Genomic DNA, 15,499 nt, shown 5'->3' with positions numbered 1-15,499 from the left:
CTGTCAAAGTTGGACAGTCAAACATACAGATTGGACAGTCAAACATGATTATTGTCTAACTAGGTCAAATTGGACAGTCGCAATCTGTTTGTGACTGTCCAATCTCAGGCAATACCCGCCAAATTTTATGACTGTCCAATTTAAGTCGTTGCGTCACAAGCTTGGCCTCACCGTGAAAAATTTTCTGGGCGTAGGGAAAATAGGCGCGTTGGGTTGAGGGAGTCGCTTTTAGACAGAGTACTTTTGACTGTCCAATCTGTTTCAATCCGCTTCTTTGACTGTCCAATCCGCATACAAATTAGCTGTTATCCACATTTTTAATGGTTTTGGGGCTTTTTCTCATGGTGTTACAGCAGTTGGCTTAGGCTATGCATTCGTTAGGTATAGGTGGAGCAAAGCGAGTGACTTGCTTAACATTTAGTTGATTTAGAAAGGAGTAGGTATGACGACGGACATGAAAAAAGAAATGTGGGAAGCCATGGCGAGCAGTCCTAATGTTATGGTGAGCTTAGTGGGTAAATATCAGCATGCAGAGCCAATGCGAGCACAACTTGATAAGCACGCTAACGGTGAATTTTGGTTCTATACCAGAAAAGATAACCGTATCGCTGAAGGCGGGGAGGCCATGGTTCATTTTTCTTCCAAAGGCCATGACGTCTTCGCTTGCATTCGCGGCGTATTGGTGAGGGAATTACGACCTGAAATTATTGATAAGTATTGGTCTAACCCGGTTGAAGCTTGGTACGACGAAGGCAAAAATGACCCTAATCTGCGTATGCTAAGGTTTGAGTTAGTAGACGCTGAAATATGGCATGCAGATCCGAGTTTGAAGGGCATGTTTAAAATGATGACGGGGAAAACATTGAATGGCGACGAAATGGGCGAGCACGACAGAGTTTCGCTATAAGTCACAGCAATGAAGCTGAATGACGTGTTACAAATGTAGCGGTGATGAAAGTACCGAAAGTGTAAAAGCAGGCAGGTGCAAGGATAATACTTGCACCTGTTTAATCGCTGCTAAGGTAAAACTTTTTTGTAAGGCTTAACCACAACACTCTCATATACGCCAGCGGCAACATATGGGTCGTCATTAGCCCAAGACTGGGCGTCTTCCAAGCTTCCAAATTCGGCTACAACAAGCGACCCGGTAAACCCAGCAGGGCCGGGATCTGGGCTATCTATAGCAGGAAAAGGGCCAGCCAGTATTAAACGGCCTTCATTTTTTAATTGATGCAATCGCTCTAGGTGCGCCGGACGAGCTTGAAGTCGTTTATCCAAGCTGCCTTCAACATCAGTAGCACATATCATGTACAACATTTAATTACCCTTTTACTGTTGCCGCTTTCATAGCCTGAACAAAGCTACCCAGACTCGTTAACATTGCGTCCGTATCGTCCAAATTCGCGGCGATGATATTAACCGTAGCAGAACCCGAAATAGCCCCTGCAGCGCCAGCTTCAATTGCAGATTTTACTTGCTCTGGGGTTGAGATGCCAAACCCTAGAAGTGCCGGAGCTGCATTGTGTTTATTCAGCCGCTCAATAAGTTCTGACGCTGGAATATTGGCTGCGGTTTCGGCACCTGTAACGCCAGCTCTTCCCAATAAATAGGTATAACCTTTTGAAAACTCACCTATCTTTTCCATTGTTTCTTCAGTTGCGTTGGGCGGCGCAATCAGAATTTGTGATATTTCATTCGCCGTTGCTGCGTTCTGGAAAGGTGCAGCCTCTCGGATTGGAACATCGGCAATTAAAATGGAGTCTACTCCGGCCTGGTGGGCCTTCTCGTAAAATCCATCAATCCCTTGTGCCATAACAAGGTTGCTATATAGCAATAAACCCATCGGGATCGAAGGGTATTTAGCACGCACGCGGCCAAGTAATGCGAAACAATCTGCGACAGTCACTTTATGGCTGAGTGCTCGAATACTGGCGGCCTGTATGGTGGGGCCATCCGCGATAGGATCTGAATAGGGAATGCCCAATTCTAGCGCATCTGCTCCAGCCTCAATTAGCTGGCAAATGATGGCTTCGGACGTTGCTAGGTCGGGGTCGCCAATCATAACGAAAGGAACGAAGGCACCTTCATTTTTGTCGTTAAGGCGCGCAAACATTTCTGAATATCTATCCATTATACTTCATCCCCAAGTATATTGATTACATGTGCTAAATCTTTGTCGCCGCGACCAGAAAGGTTGACAACGATAAGGGTTTCTTCTTCGGCTTCATCTGCCATATTAAGAGCATGAGCAAGTGCATGAGACGACTCAAGCGCAGGAATAATTCCTTCTTTACGCGCGAGCAGTTTAAACGCATTGAGGGCTTCTTCATCGGTAGCCGCAACATATTCTGCGCGACCAATCTCTGAAAGATAGGCATGCTGCGGGCCTACCGCGGGGTAGTCTAGCCCGGCTGACACCGAGTAACTTTCTTCAATCTGGCCTTCTTTATCTTGCATGATAAAGGTATAGGCGCCATGCAATATCCCTTTTGTACCTGTCACTATAGTAGCGCCATGTTCTTTTGTGTGAATGCCTTTTCCTGCAGGCTCTACACCCACTAAGCGCACTGAAGGCTCGTCGATGAAATCTGCAAACATGCCTATGGCATTAGAGCCACCACCCACGCAAGCCACAACCGCATCAGGAAGGCGTCCCTCTTTCTCTAGTATTTGTGCACGGGTTTCTTCACCAATCATACGGTGATACTCTCGAACAATAGTAGGAAAAGGGTGAGGTCCAGCAGCGGTGCCCAATAGGTAATGCGCTTTATCATAGTTGGCTGACCAATCTCTCATTGCTTCGTTAACGGCATCTTTCAATGTGCCTGAGCCCGCGTTAACGGGAATAACTTCGGCACCCATTAAACGCATGCGAAATACATTTGGCGCTTGACGCTCCACGTCTTTCGCGCCCATATATATACGTGCTTTTAAACCTAACAATGCGCAAGCCAGAGCCGTAGCCACACCATGTTGGCCTGCCCCGGTCTCTGCAATTACCTCAGTTTTGCCCATGCGTTTTGTTAATAAGGCTTGTCCAAGTACCTGATTAGTTTTATGAGCACCACCGTGTAGTAAGTCTTCACGCTTTAAATAGAGCTTTACTTTGGGGTTGCTGACGAGGTTTCTGGTCAGTGTCATGGCCGTTGGGCGGCCAGCATAGTCTTTTAGTAACGCAAGAAACTCTTCGTTAAAACTCGGGTCTTCTTTGGCGTCTAAAAACGCTTTTTCTAGCTGATCGAGTGCAGGAATAAGCAATTCGGGCACATACATGCCGCCGAATTTGCCAAATTTAGTATCAAGTTGATTCATGGAATGTCCTGTATTTCGTCTTTAATAGCGGCGACAAATTGTAAAAAGTGCTGCAAGCTTGTCAGCGCACTTTTCGCCTGGGGCGGTTTCTACCCCTGAATTTACATCTAGCATGCCGCAACCTGTTGAAATGGCGTCGGCGACGTTGTCCGGATTAATACCTCCGGCAATAATTAGCTTTTCTTTCTTGTCGATGTTTTGAAGTAACGACCAATCAAACTGCTTGCCCGTGCCGCCCTTGCTATTTCCCACTTGGCAATCAAGTAATATGCGTTCTACGTGGTTGTCATTCAGCAAGGTGTAAACGTTATTCGGGATGTTGTCGGATACCCCAACGGCTTGCCAAATAGTGCAGTGGGAAGGCAATTTGCTGTTAAGTTGTTCACGGTAGTTCGCATCCTCGCTACCATGCAACTGAACCGCGCGTAGCGACAATCGTGTGGCAGTTGCAACCACCTCATCAATGGGTTTATCGACGAACACACCCACATAGTGGCCAGGCACCTCATTGACTATGGTGAGTGCCGTTTCCGGCGTTACGTATCGAGGAGATTTTTCTGCAAAGATAAGCCCCCCATAACTCGCCCCGGCGGCAAACGCGTTGTTAGCGTACTCAGGTGTGGTTAACCCACACACTTTCACACCGCCATACACTAGGCCTTTAACGGCGACATTCAGGTCTTTTTCAGCCATGAGTGCACTGCCCACCAAGAAACCCTGGCATAAGGGTGATAAACGCAATACATCTTGGTGCGTATAAATGCCTGACTCTGAAATAACCACATAATCATGAGTGGCACTTTCTAGCAGCGGAACTAAGCGTTCGGTGGTGGCCAAATCAGTAGAAAGGTCGCGTAGGTTACGATTGTTAATGCCAATTATTTTGGCTTCCAGCGCGATGGCGCGAGCCATTTCCTCTTCATTACTCACTTCAGTTAGAATATCTAAGGAAAGGGTGTCTGCTACGGCGGCGAGAGATTGATATTCTTCGTCATTCAAAACGCTTAGCATGAGCAGCACAGCATCTGCATTGTAATAACGTGCAAGATATACCTGGTAGGTGTCTACAAAGAAATCTTTATTCAAAACCGGCTGCGTGACACGGGCAGTAACATATTCAAGGTATTCGAATTTACCTTGGAAATATTTCTCATCAGTCAGCACTGAGATACCTGCCGCATATGGGCTATAGGCTTCAAGGATTTCATCTAAATCGAAATGCTCTCGAATAAGCCCCTTTGAAGGTGAGGCTTTTTTACATTCGAAGATGTACCCTGCGTTGGGTTGGCTAAGCGCTGCAAACAAGCTTTTTTGAGAAGGCACGAGTTCATCTTTAAATGAAGAGAGTGGAAACGCGCGTTTTCTTTCTTCTATTTCATGGCGCTTATCGACAACAATTTTTTCTAGCACATTAGGCATTTGTGCTAACCTCCTGACTAATTTTAGCGACCTGGGATAACACATTCAGCGGGCGTCCTGCGTGCATGGCTTCCATGGCCATTTCAGCACCGTCTTTAAACGTGTTGGCGTGTCCCGTAACCTTAAGCAATGCCCCACAGTTCATTGCAATAGCGGCGCGGTGAGCTTCTTCACCTTCACCGGCAAGGGCAGCCTCAATGTATTTTCTGTTTTCTTCTGGTTCTCCCCCTTCAATGGCCGCAAGGGGAAAGGATGGTAGCCCAAAGTCTTCTGCGGTAACGGTAAGCTTACGAATATCACCGTGCTCAAGATCGAAAATAGTAGATTCACCGTGCAAGGCTAACTCGTCTAAACCATCGCCATGTACAACATTGGCGCGATGTTGGCCTAGCAGCATAAGGGTTTTTGCGTAAGGTTCAAGCAGTTCCGGTGAGTAAACCCCGAATACACCATGGGTTGGGCGGGCAGGGTTTGCCAATGGACCCAATATGTTAAATAAGGTTCGGGTCTTCAGCGCAGCTCTGACGGGGGCTGCATGGCGCATGCCTGCATGATAAACCGGCGCAAATAGAAATGTGAAATTTGCTTCATCTAAGCATTTTCTAGACGTTTCTGGGGAAATGTCGAGTGCTAAGCCAAACTGTTTAAAGAGATCTGCCGAGCCCGATTTACTCGACACACTTCTATTGCCGTGTTTAGCTACTTTTACACCACAAGACGCGGCGACGACGCCAGCCGCACTGGAAATATTAATCGTGTTATGGCCGTCTCCACCGGTACCCACAATATCAGCAAAGTCGTATTCTGGCGTAGGGAAGGGCAATGCATTCGCTACCATGGCACTGGCGGCACCCGCAATTTCACCCGGCGATTCACCTTTCATTTTTAAGGCAGTAAGCACTGCTGCAATCATAGATTCACTTTGTTCACCATGCATAATACTGTTGAATAGCGAGTAAGCTTCTGTTTGCGACAGCGATGTTTTTGCTATTAAAGCGTCTAATAGAGTTGTTGCGTTTACCATATGCTTATTCCTGCAACGTTAAATAGTCGATGCTTTGCTTAAGCAACATACTACCTTGCGCGGTTAAAATAGATTCAGGGTGAAATTGAAAGCCAAGCATGCCGTCGGCTTTATTTATCACAGCCATAATAGTCTGCGAACCGTCTTCATCTTCACACGTGGCACAAGCCTCCAGTGCGTCAGGTAGGGTGTGAGCTACCAAAGAGTGATAACGGGCAACGTGTAAGGGGTGTGGCAACTTATTGAACATGGCTGTTTGCGTATGAGAAATGGCCGATGATTTACCATGCATAACATAGCTGGCACGCCCAACTTTTCCACCATAGTATTCCACAATGGCCTGATGGCCTAAACATATGCCAATGACCGGGAAAACGCCAGCCACTTGTTTCAGCAATGCTGGCATGCAACCTGCGTCGCTAGGTGCGCCAGGGCCGGGAGATAGCATTAATAATACGGGGCCTTTGGCTGCCTGCTCTTGCATTTTTGCAAAAATAACCTCTGCGGATACGGTGTTTCTATAAACACTAATCGCCAAGTCTAAGGTACGTAGTTCATCCACTAAGTTGTAGGTAAATGAGTCTACGTTATCAAGTAAGAATAAGGTGGTTTGCGCTTTCATGCTTGTTTCTCCATGGCCAGTGCTGATTGCACCGCACTTATCACCGCCTGGGCTTTTGCGCGAGTTTCGTCCGCTTCAGCTTGCGCTACAGAGTCGTAAACTACGCCAGCGCCAGCTTGAATATAAGCGGTGTTATTTTTGACAAACGCAGAACGTATCACAATGCAGGTATCCATATCGCCTTGGCCGTTGATATAGCCTACCGCGCCACCATAACTGCCTCGTCGCTTTTTCTCAGTCTCACGAATTAGGGTGGCAGCACTCACTTTGGGCGCGCCCACCAGGGTTCCCATGTTCATACAGGCTTGATAGGCGTGTAAGGCGTCTAAATCGTCTCTAAGCTGGCCGACTACCCGTGACACTAAATGCATAACGTGAGAGTAGCGGTCTACTTTTAGTAAATCTTTTACGTAGCGCGTGCCCGGACGGCTGACTTTCGCCACATCATTACGGGCAAGATCCACCAACATAATGTGTTCTGCTTTTTCTTTTTCATCTTCCCGTAAGTTTAACTCTATACGACTGTCCAAATCGTGATTTATGCTGCCGTCTTCCCGCTTACCGCGAGGACGTGTACCCGCAATAGGGTAAATCTCAACTTGGTTAGTTTCACTGTCGTACTTTAATGCTGACTCGGGTGACGCGCCAAAAATAGAAAAAGCCTCATCCTGCATGTAAAACATGTAAGGGCTTGGATTTTGCACTTTAAGTTGGGCGTAAGCGAGAAGAGGAGACGGACAAGGAAGCGAAAAGGTACGTGAAGGAACCACTTGGAAGATATCGCCAGCCAAAATGTGCTGTTTTAAGGCGTGTACATCGTGACAAAATTCAGCGTCTGTTTTGTCTACTGAAACGTCGCAGGCGTCTGGCGCATTGGCGTTTTTGTTAATGAATGACGGCGTGGCAGGCATGGTATGCAGTTGCTGGTGCAAGGACTCTAGTCGTTGTGATATCGCAAAATACTGTCGAGCCACATCTTCGCCACTAAACACACTGCCAATGAGGTGGGTTTCACGAGTTTGATGGTCAACGGTTATCAGGGTTTCAGCTAAGTAAAACACAAAGTCAGGACAATCGTTTTCACCTTCACCAACCGCAGGTAAGTTTTCGAAACCGGCTAACATGTCATACGCAAACACCCCCCCTAAAAACAAAGCATGAGGGTGTTGTCTGATAGGTGTGATGCCGTTAATTACAACTCGCAGCGTATCCATTACGCTTGCTGCTTTTAGTCGGCTATCTTCGTCTAAGGATGCATCAGCGCTTTCACACAATAAGGTTAGCGTTGCGTCATCATTTTCGATACAGGTTAGCCCTTGAGGCAAATGCTGACTAAATAGTGGAAGCACAGATGCTCCGTTGTGGCTCAATGCGCTTACCATTACTCGGTTGCCATGGCACTCCATTCGTAATGCCGCGTCAACCATCAGCAAACTTTGCAAGTTGTCTTTCGACTCAATTTCAGCTGACTCAAGCAATAACGCATTTGGCCGCTCTGCACACAGATGTGAAAACGCGGCAAGCGGGTCATCAATATAGTGACCAACCTGCTCAATCGTCTCCACTTTTCCTGGGACAGTTCCCAGTTCCGCTAAACTCATTTTTGCCACTCTCCAACTGCAAAAGAATAAAAAAAAGGCCCGTTAAAACGGGCCTTTTGTGTTTTTTTTACGCACCAAAGCGCACACCACCCGTTAATCGAGGGAGTGCCACCACCAAGTTGCAAGCTTAATTGCTGTTGTGATTGTCATTTGATGCATGAATAATCTCGTGTTTATGTCGAACTTTTTCAAACTTCGATAGGCATCGAGTTTGTTAATCCGTATACTCTACTATATAGAAGAAAACAATTTGGCCTTTGTGTCAACCCATTATTTGCATAAAAGTTTGAAAGTAGACCCTTGAAAATAGATTTACACAGTCATACAAAATATTCAGACGGACACCTTACCCCTAAAGAATTAGTGCTTAGGGCGCATACCATGCAGGTGGACGTTCTTGCCATAACCGATCATGATACGGTGGGGGGATTAGAAGAAGCACACCTTACCCAGGCATCACAGAAACGGCCCCTGCACATAGTGGATGGTGTTGAAATATCAACCAATTGGCATGGTTTTGATATCCATATTGTTGGTTTAAACGTAGATCGCAAACACAGTGCCTTTTTAGCCAATTTAGCCGGCCAAGCTCAAGTGCGACAAGACCGCGCCGAGCGCATTGCAGAAAAACTCAGCAAATGTGGGTTTGAAGGTGTACTTGAACGTGCGCAATCCCTCGCTGGCGTGGGGCAGGTAACTCGTGCGCATTTTGCCAGAGTGCTGGTGAATAATTATGGTGTTGCATCTATGGAGGCGGCGTTTAAAAAGTATCTGGGTAAAGGGAAGCGCGCCGCGGTTAAGGCCGATTGGCCGTCTATTGAAAGTGCAATTGCTTGGATACATCAAGCAGGTGGGCAAGCCATTTTAGCGCATCCAGCTCATTATGATATGACAGCTAAATGGCTGCGCAGATTGGTCGATTTGTTCGCTACCGCAGGGGGGGACGGCATTGAAACCGCGTTTCCAGGTATAAACAAAAGTAAACAAGAACTTATTAATGAACTCGCCAAAAGCCATGGTTTGTTAGCATCGGCAGGGTCTGATTTTCATTTTCCTTCGCGTTGGACAGAACTTGGCAAAAATTTAGGCATTAATAGCGCACTTACTCCGGTTTGGCACGATTGGCCCTATGTATCTGGGGCCGTAAATCAAAGCACGCCCCTCGCGTAAAGGAGAGCATTAGTATGAGCCAGTTTTTTTATATTCATCCAGAAAATCCACAACAAAGATTACTAAATCAAGCCTGTGAATTGATTCGATCAGGTGCGGTGGTGGTATATCCAACGGATTCGGGCTATGCCATTGGTTGCCAAATGGAAGACAAGCGCGCTTTAGAGCAGCTTTGCCGAATTCGACAAATTGACAAAGATCATAATTTCACCCTGATGTGTCGAGATATGTCTGAGCTTTCTATTTACGCAAAAGTGGATAACACCGCGTTTAGGCAAATCAAAAACAATACACCGGGGTCGTACACCTTTGTGTTGAAAGCCACCCGTGAAGTCCCTAAACGATTACAAAACCCTAAGCGTAAAACCATTGGTTTACGTGTGCCAGACAACGCCATAGCGTTAGCATTGCTTGAAACCTTAGGCGAGCCATTAATGTCTACATCGCTAATTTTACCGGGCAATGAAATGGCTGAGTCAGACCCTGATGCTATACGTGATAATCTTGAAAAGCAGGTGGGCGTTATTATTCACGGCGGGTACCTTGGTGAGCAACCAACCACGGTGGTAGACCTATCCGACGATGTACCTGTCATTTTGCGTCGAGGTACTGGAGATACAACCCCATTTGAGTAATCAATGGTGGTTTCAAATACGCTTCATTATGAAGGCATTAACGTGAGGATGAACAGGTGAGCGAAGTAACTACCACTGACGATGCAGTGTCTACCCCTGTTCAGCAACCGCTCCCTTTGGCTTTTATCAATGGCGAAGCCTTAATTGAAAAGCCCGAAGATTTGTTTATTCCTCCCGATGCCCTAGAGGTTATTCTAGATACCTTTGAAGGGCCATTAGACTTACTTTTGTATCTTATTCGGAAGCAAAAATTCGATATAACAAGTTTGCCCGTGGCTGTTGTAACCAAGCAGTACATGGAATATGTCGATGCCATGATGGCGTTAAAGCTTGAGCTCGCCGCTGAATATTTGTTAATGGCGGCAATACTGGCTGAGATAAAATCCCGATTGTTGCTCCCAAAACGAGAAAGTGACAGTGACGAGGAAGAAGACCCACGGGCAGAATTGATTCGCCGTTTAAAAGAATATGAGGTGGTGAAGCAGGCCGCGGAAGATTTAGACGAGCAACCCCGACTAGAGCGGGATATTTTTCTTACACAGGTTGATCTTGATGAGGGGATTGCCCCTGTGAGGGTGGATCCAGAGGTAAGTCTTGCCGAGATCGTCTTGGCATTTAGCGCGGCACTAAAAAGAGCTGCGGCGTTTGAACATCACACTATTGAGAAAGAAGCACTGAGTACGCGAGAGCGAATGTCTATGATTTTGAGCATGGTAAATCGAGAGGCATTTACGCCCTTAGACACGTTATTCAGTACTGATGAAGGGAAGGCCGGCGTAGTGGTTTCTTTCCTCGCCATTTTAGAGTTAGTAAAAGAACAACTAATAATTTGTATTCAGGCAGGTCCTTATGCGCGAATTCATGTAAAATTAGGCACGAATGAAAAAGATTAATACCACGCAACTTAAACAATTGGTTGAAGCTGCTATTTTTGTGGCCGATAAACCAATAACAAAACAAGAGCTTAAAGAAACTGTTTTAGCTGGATTTTCCGTAGCTGATAGAACCTTAAGCAAAGTTTTGAACGAGCTTAAGCTCGACTATCAGCCTCGTGGCGTACAACTTGTAGAAGTTAGTAGTGGTTTTCGTTTTCAATCGTTAGATGCGCTTAGCCCCTGGTTAAGCAATTTATGGCAAGAAAACGCGCCGCGTTATTCTCGCGCCATGTTGGAAACATTGGCACTTATCGCCTATCGTCAACCTATTACTCGTGGAGAAATTGAGCAAGTAAGAGGAGTAGCGGTAAGTAGCAATATTATGAAAACACTCACAGAACGAGAATGGGTAACCATTGTTGGGCATAAAGAAGTACCAGGGAGACCTGCGTTATATGCCACAACAAAAACCTTTTTAGATTACTTTTCGTTGACGTCACTTTCTGAACTTCCTAGTGCAGAAGCGTTTGAAACGTTAGCTGATAATTTAGATACCTACTCGTCGCTTAAGGTGTTAAATGAGGCACCGTCTGAAAGCTAGACCGTGCGACCGTAAACAAGCAAACAAAGAGTGAAATAACCCATGACTGAAAAGTTGCAAAAAGTGCTGGCCAACCAAGGGCTAGGCTCGCGACGAGAAATGGAACGTTGGATTGAACAAGGCAGAGTATCTGTAAACGGTACGCTTGCTACATTGGGCGACAGAGTCGACGGGTCTGCGCAAATTCGTGTAGATGGCCACCTTTTATCACGACAAACCGAACAGCCAGTATGCCGTGTGCTTATGTACAATAAGCCAGAAGGTGAACTGTGTAGTCGTCATGACCCCGACGGCAGAGATACTGTCTTCGATCGCCTGCCCGCGATTAGATTGGGGCGTTGGATCACCGTAGGGCGGTTGGATATGAACACCAGTGGTTTGTTACTTTTCACCAATGACGGTGAATTGGCAAACCGTTTAATGCACCCGAAATGCGAAGTTGAACGAGAATACGCTGTACGCGTATTTGGCGACGTCACTAACCAAACCCTTACGACGTTGCAAAAAGGCGTTCAGTTGGAAGATGGCGAAGCTAAGTTTTTGTCTATTACAGGTAAAGTGGCCCCTGTAGGGGCGGAAGACGAAAGCATGAATCGCTGGTTTAACGTTACCTTGAAAGAAGGGCGTAATCGCGAAGTCAGACGTCTTTGGGAATCCCAAGGTGTGCAAGTTAGCCGCTTGATAAGGGTAAAATACGGGCCTCTAGCGTTACAAAAACGTTTACCTCAAGGGGCGTGGGTTGAACTTGGGCTGGAGGACGTCAATGCTTTAAGAGGCATTGTGCAATTACCGGAAGAAACCCAGTCTATGATTAATGTTCGTCAAAATAAATTAGACCATGTTCGCTTAAGCCGTATGCGTCGCTCTGTTAAAAAGCACAAAGTGCGTAAAGAGCAAAAAGAGCAAGGTGTGAAAAAGCGGGTGGGGCGTAACACCAAACGTTAATTATCCACATTTTTTGGCGGTTTATTGTAAATGATAAACTGCCAAATAGTCTCCTAAGTCATTAATCATCTCGCCTTACCATTCTATAAGACCTTAAAACGCCTTCCCGCGCCTTACATCTATGATTACTTCAGGCGATCTCCACCTAGGCTTCATTCGTAGCAAAAGCAAGATACGAACATTTTCAGCGACAAGGAGAGATTTATGAAAGACATGCCACAGTTAGGAATGGGAACCTTTCGTTTAGAAGGGGATGAGGCGACTTCAGCGGTAACCTCGGCACTTAAGGTTGGATTTCGTCATGTTGATACTGCGCAATTCTATGATAACGAAGAGAACGTTGGAGACGCCATCAAAACAAGTGGTCTAGCCCGCTCTGAACTTTTCGTAACCACAAAGGTGTGGCACGAAAACTTAGGCAAAAATGCGTTTATTCCAAGTGTTCACGAAAGCTTGGCAAAGCTAAAGTTAGAGTATGTTGATTTACTTTTGATCCATTGGCCTTACCCTGGTGATGACTTAACCATGGAAGACTATTTGGGAAGCTTAAAAGAAGTAAAACAGCTTGGCTTAGCCCGCCATATTGGGGTATCTAACTTTACCATAGGCCAATTAGAGCAGGCTGAACGCATTCTAGGTGAAGGTGAAATTTACACCAACCAAATAGAATTACACCCGTTTATGCAAAATAGACAGGTAGTAGAAGCCTGTAGAGAGAAAGGTATAGGGGTAACGGCCTATATGCCGTTTGCCGTTGGTAAAGTCATGAAAGATGAAACCCTTAAAGCGATAGCGCTGGATCATGATGCTAGTCCAGCTCAAATTGTTTTAGCATGGATGGAAAAGCGAAAAATCTCTGCCATTCCTTCGTCTACTAGTGAATCTCATTTGGCACAAAATGTAGATTATAGCCGTGTGGTTTTAACCGCGGATGATTTAAAGCGTATTGACGATTTGGATAATGGCGATCGCATTGTTAACCCTGATTTTGCGCCCAACTGGGATTAAGGGCTTGTCACCCTTAGCCATGCTTTATTAAAACTTAAGCCGCGCCTTTACGTTAAAGGCGCGGTGTTTAAGAGGCGTCAGGATCAATCGTTTTGATGATTCGAGCAGGGTTGCCGCCAATAACTAGGTGACTACCAAAACTTTTCGTTACTACAGCACCAGATGCCACAACCACGTTGTTTCCAAGTGTCACACCAGGGTTGATCACTGCCATGCCGCCTATCCAACAGTTATCGCCAATAGTAATGGGTTTAGCAAACTCGACGCCGGTCGCACGCTGAGTGGGGTTAATGGGATGAGTAGCGGTATAGAGCCCGACTTGGGGGGCAAGCATGCAGTTGTCACCAATAGTGACGGGGGCAGCATCAAGAATGACACAGTTAAAATTGGCGTAAAAGCTCTCGCCAACAAAGATGTTTTCACCATAGTCGCACTTAAACGTAGATTCAATATAAAGACGCTTGCCTGTACCACCAAACAACTTTTTAAGCAGTTGGGTACGGGTTTTATGTTCACTTTGGCAGGTGCGATTTAATACATCGAGTTGTTGGCGACAGGCAACCCTCATCATTGTGAGGGTTTTATCTGAGGGGAAATACATTTCCCCCGAAAGCATTTTTTCTAATTCAGTCATAACTTACGATAACGGTGAAAATAGCCACTGACCTTACTGTTCAACATGGTAACTTTCAACTACTTTCTGGTGATGCGCTGGATTTTCAAAAACCAAGGAGACAGGACGGTTTAATATGATACTGCCATGAATCTTAACGGTTTTATCTATCGTTAATGTTGGTTTGTCATCGGAATCGAACCATTTAGAATCTGGCTTTTTATAGGTGATATCACCGAAGATAACACTCATAACTGAAAGATTAACATCGCCATTTAAGGTTTCAATATCTTCTTTCACCGTTACGCCAACTAAATTTATATCGCCGTTTACAGAAGTAATGCTGTTTTCTATCTGGCTGTTTTTGTGAAGGTTTATGTCACCGTTGACGGTGGCTATTCCTGCGCGCACTTGCAGGTGGTCGCCTGCGTTAATATCACCATTCACAATATCGATTGCGCGTAGATTCACGTGCTGTTCGATATCGAGATCCCCGTTGACGATGCTGACCTGCTCTGCGTGAGCGTGATGGTCTAAAGACACGTTACCGTTAACCGATGAAATTTCACCTGCATGCTCGTGTTCCTCCACATGAATATTGCCAAAGAGGCTGCTTAAGCCGTCTCCATTATTGGCTTTGGCGTCACCAACTTGAATGATACAGCCGGTTAAAAAAGTAGAAGAAATGAGCACTGCGGCCAGTAAGGTACGGTGATGAGACATGATTATTCCTATTTTATTATTTGTTCACTGAAAAGCACATGATGAGGTATGGCTCCTCGCACAGATGCTAAAACCAAGATGGATATTAGCCAAAGCTGTAAAAAAGTAACCACAAGTTGTGCCAAGTTATATAGTTCATATTATTCAATGGGTTACTGATATTTTTCCTCTTGTGAGAAATGCGGGTTAGTCAGGATGATTACGGAGTGGTCATTTTGACTAACTTATTGAGTTTTCAAATAACTTTCCTGTAGCCGTCTCCAGTACAAAAAGACAGATTGGACAGTCATAAGATAAATTGGACAGTCAAACGGAATTGGACAGTCAAAACAGAAGAAGAAAAAATGGGACAGTCAAAAGCACATATTGGACAGTCGCATGGGGTATTATTTGATGATTGTCCATATTTTGGTAACAGAGGTAGGATATTGTTATAGCGAATAATTTACGTAAAGGAGATAAGGGTGATTACCATTTACCATAACCCAGAGTGCGGCACTTCTCGCAATGTACTTCAAATAATAAGAGATGCAGGGTACAGCCCGCAGGTTATTGAATATGTAAAAGAAGGTTGGGATCGGGAACAACTCGATTATTTGCTAAGCGCGGCGGAGATAACACCAAGGCAGGCGCTTCGAACCACAAAATCGCCTGCAGACGCTCTAGGGCTTTTAGATGAATCAGTGACGGATGATGTTCTCTTTGAAGCTATGTTAGCTCACCCCATTTTGGTGAATAGGCCTATGGTTTGCATGTCAGTTGATGAATATGAGGTTGAGGCGACGAGAGTGCCAAAACGGCCGTCTCAAGAAGTGGTTGCCTTGTGCAGGCCTAGTGATGCTATTTTGGATATTTTACCTCTATGGCCAACGGGCCCTTACCAAAAAGAAGATGGTACGCTAATTATCGATACGTCAGGGCAGCGAGTTTTACACAAATAAATGAGTAGGT

At 45.6% G+C, this 15,499-nt stretch carries 17 protein-coding genes; 8 read left to right on the top strand and 9 right to left on the bottom strand.

Going from position 1 to position 15,499, the window contains the following annotated elements:
* The first annotated feature begins 442 nt into the window (after nucleotides 1–442).
* Nucleotides 443–907 carry a pyridoxamine 5'-phosphate oxidase family protein gene (locus IUA53_RS12245; protein WP_196897189.1) on the top strand — a complete coding sequence of 155 codons (465 nt, stop codon included), beginning with the start codon at nucleotides 443–445 and terminating at the stop codon, nucleotides 905–907.
* A gap of 110 nt (nucleotides 908–1,017) precedes the next feature.
* On the opposite strand, the gene IUA53_RS12240 is transcribed toward IUA53_RS12245, so the two are convergent.
* The 7 genes from IUA53_RS12240 to IUA53_RS12210 are packed head-to-tail and all read right to left on the bottom strand — an operon-like array spanning nucleotide 1,018 to nucleotide 7,978.
* Nucleotides 1,018–1,317, bottom strand: a complete 300-nt coding sequence (locus IUA53_RS12240) for a YciI family protein (protein ID WP_044056683.1) — start codon at nucleotides 1,315–1,317, stop codon at nucleotides 1,018–1,020.
* Nucleotides 1,318–1,321: 4 nt separating this feature from the next.
* The gene (trpA, locus tag IUA53_RS12235; RefSeq protein WP_044446878.1) at nucleotides 1,322–2,131 is read right to left on the bottom strand and encodes a tryptophan synthase subunit alpha; all 810 of its coding nucleotides are present in this window, start codon (nucleotides 2,129–2,131) and stop codon (nucleotides 1,322–1,324) included.
* Nucleotides 2,131–3,312, bottom strand: coding sequence for a tryptophan synthase subunit beta (gene trpB, locus IUA53_RS12230; protein ID WP_196897188.1), 1,182 nt, complete (start codon nucleotides 3,310–3,312; stop codon nucleotides 2,131–2,133). The genes trpA and trpB overlap by 1 nt, the downstream gene beginning before the upstream one ends.
* Nucleotides 3,313–3,333: 21 nt before the next feature.
* Nucleotides 3,334–4,731 (bottom strand): bifunctional indole-3-glycerol-phosphate synthase TrpC/phosphoribosylanthranilate isomerase TrpF, encoded by a 1,398-nt coding sequence (gene trpCF / locus IUA53_RS12225; protein WP_196897187.1) that lies wholly within the window; start codon nucleotides 4,729–4,731, stop codon nucleotides 3,334–3,336.
* A complete protein-coding gene (trpD, locus tag IUA53_RS12220; protein ID WP_196897186.1) occupies nucleotides 4,724–5,755 on the bottom strand; it encodes an anthranilate phosphoribosyltransferase in 1,032 nt (343 codons plus the stop codon). The genes trpCF and trpD overlap by 8 nt, the downstream gene beginning before the upstream one ends.
* A gap of 4 nt (nucleotides 5,756–5,759) precedes the next feature.
* The gene (locus IUA53_RS12215; protein WP_044056688.1) at nucleotides 5,760–6,377 is read right to left on the bottom strand and encodes an aminodeoxychorismate/anthranilate synthase component II; all 618 of its coding nucleotides are present in this window, start codon (nucleotides 6,375–6,377) and stop codon (nucleotides 5,760–5,762) included.
* Nucleotides 6,374–7,978, bottom strand: a complete 1,605-nt coding sequence (locus IUA53_RS12210; protein WP_196897185.1) for an anthranilate synthase component 1 — start codon at nucleotides 7,976–7,978, stop codon at nucleotides 6,374–6,376. The genes IUA53_RS12215 and IUA53_RS12210 overlap by 4 nt, the downstream gene beginning before the upstream one ends.
* Before the next feature lie 300 nt (nucleotides 7,979–8,278).
* Between IUA53_RS12210 and IUA53_RS12205 the strand changes: the two genes are divergently transcribed.
* The 6 genes from IUA53_RS12205 (at nucleotide 8,279) to dkgB (ending at nucleotide 13,212) form a co-directional block, all read left to right on the top strand.
* On the top strand, nucleotides 8,279–9,148 hold the full coding sequence (locus IUA53_RS12205; protein ID WP_044056690.1) for a PHP domain-containing protein: 870 nt from the start codon (nucleotides 8,279–8,281) through the stop codon (nucleotides 9,146–9,148).
* Between the two features lie 14 nt (nucleotides 9,149–9,162).
* Nucleotides 9,163–9,783 (top strand): L-threonylcarbamoyladenylate synthase, encoded by a 621-nt coding sequence (locus IUA53_RS12200; protein ID WP_196897184.1) that lies wholly within the window; start codon nucleotides 9,163–9,165, stop codon nucleotides 9,781–9,783.
* Nucleotides 9,784–9,839: 56 nt separating this feature from the next.
* Nucleotides 9,840–10,676, top strand: a complete 837-nt coding sequence (locus IUA53_RS12195; protein ID WP_196897183.1) for a segregation and condensation protein A — start codon at nucleotides 9,840–9,842, stop codon at nucleotides 10,674–10,676.
* Nucleotides 10,663–11,259, top strand: coding sequence for an SMC-Scp complex subunit ScpB (scpB, locus tag IUA53_RS12190; RefSeq protein WP_196897182.1), 597 nt, complete (start codon nucleotides 10,663–10,665; stop codon nucleotides 11,257–11,259). Before IUA53_RS12195 ends, scpB begins: the two co-directional genes overlap by 14 nt.
* A gap of 42 nt (nucleotides 11,260–11,301) precedes the next feature.
* Entirely contained in the window at nucleotides 11,302–12,204 is a 903-nt protein-coding gene (gene rluB, locus IUA53_RS12185) for a 23S rRNA pseudouridine(2605) synthase RluB (RefSeq protein WP_044056694.1), read from the top strand.
* A 204-nt stretch (nucleotides 12,205–12,408) separates the two neighbouring features.
* A complete protein-coding gene (gene dkgB / locus IUA53_RS12180; RefSeq protein ID WP_044056695.1) occupies nucleotides 12,409–13,212 on the top strand; it encodes a 2,5-didehydrogluconate reductase DkgB in 804 nt (267 codons plus the stop codon).
* Between the two features lie 67 nt (nucleotides 13,213–13,279).
* Here the strand turns inward: dkgB and IUA53_RS12175 are convergent, their stop codons facing one another.
* Nucleotides 13,280–13,846 carry a sugar O-acetyltransferase gene (locus IUA53_RS12175; RefSeq protein WP_196897181.1) on the bottom strand — a complete coding sequence of 189 codons (567 nt, stop codon included), beginning with the start codon at nucleotides 13,844–13,846 and terminating at the stop codon, nucleotides 13,280–13,282.
* Nucleotides 13,847–13,879: 33 nt separating this feature from the next.
* Nucleotides 13,880–14,548: a hypothetical protein gene (locus tag IUA53_RS12170; protein WP_196897180.1), complete on the bottom strand. Its 669-nt coding sequence runs from the start codon at nucleotides 14,546–14,548 to the stop codon at nucleotides 13,880–13,882.
* Between the two features lie 464 nt (nucleotides 14,549–15,012).
* Here IUA53_RS12170 and IUA53_RS12165 point away from each other — a divergent pair, with 464 nt between their 5' ends.
* Nucleotides 15,013–15,489 (top strand): arsenate reductase family protein, encoded by a 477-nt coding sequence (locus IUA53_RS12165; RefSeq protein WP_196897179.1) that lies wholly within the window; start codon nucleotides 15,013–15,015, stop codon nucleotides 15,487–15,489.
* Nucleotides 15,490–15,499 lie beyond the last annotated feature (10 nt).

This window comes from Alteromonas sp. B31-7, from assembly GCF_015767655.1.
Classification (GTDB): domain Bacteria; phylum Pseudomonadota; class Gammaproteobacteria; order Enterobacterales; family Alteromonadaceae; genus Alteromonas; species Alteromonas australica.
Note: the sequence above shows the minus strand (reverse complement) of the source record. Positions and strands in the feature narration are given on the sequence as shown.

Coding starts and splice junctions, on each gene's coding strand:
- IUA53_RS12200 (WP_196897184.1), top strand. CDS start 9,163: ATGAGCCAGTTTTTTTATATTCATCCAGAAAATCCACAACAAAGATTA.
- dkgB (WP_044056695.1), top strand. CDS start 12,409: ATGAAAGACATGCCACAGTTAGGAATGGGAACCTTTCGTTTAGAAGGG.
- IUA53_RS12175 (WP_196897181.1), bottom strand. CDS start 13,846: ATGACTGAATTAGAAAAAATGCTTTCGGGGGAAATGTATTTCCCCTCA.
- IUA53_RS12240 (WP_044056683.1), bottom strand. CDS start 1,317: ATGTTGTACATGATATGTGCTACTGATGTTGAAGGCAGCTTGGATAAA.
- IUA53_RS12210 (WP_196897185.1), bottom strand. CDS start 7,978: ATGAGTTTAGCGGAACTGGGAACTGTCCCAGGAAAAGTGGAGACGATT.
- trpA (WP_044446878.1), bottom strand. CDS start 2,131: ATGGATAGATATTCAGAAATGTTTGCGCGCCTTAACGACAAAAATGAA.
- scpB (WP_196897182.1), top strand. CDS start 10,663: ATGAAAAAGATTAATACCACGCAACTTAAACAATTGGTTGAAGCTGCT.
- trpB (WP_196897188.1), bottom strand. CDS start 3,312: ATGAATCAACTTGATACTAAATTTGGCAAATTCGGCGGCATGTATGTG.
- IUA53_RS12245 (WP_196897189.1), top strand. CDS start 443: ATGACGACGGACATGAAAAAAGAAATGTGGGAAGCCATGGCGAGCAGT.
- trpCF (WP_196897187.1), bottom strand. CDS start 4,731: ATGCCTAATGTGCTAGAAAAAATTGTTGTCGATAAGCGCCATGAAATA.
- IUA53_RS12170 (WP_196897180.1), bottom strand. CDS start 14,548: ATGTCTCATCACCGTACCTTACTGGCCGCAGTGCTCATTTCTTCTACT.
- rluB (WP_044056694.1), top strand. CDS start 11,302: ATGACTGAAAAGTTGCAAAAAGTGCTGGCCAACCAAGGGCTAGGCTCG.
- IUA53_RS12215 (WP_044056688.1), bottom strand. CDS start 6,377: ATGAAAGCGCAAACCACCTTATTCTTACTTGATAACGTAGACTCATTT.
- trpD (WP_196897186.1), bottom strand. CDS start 5,755: ATGGTAAACGCAACAACTCTATTAGACGCTTTAATAGCAAAAACATCG.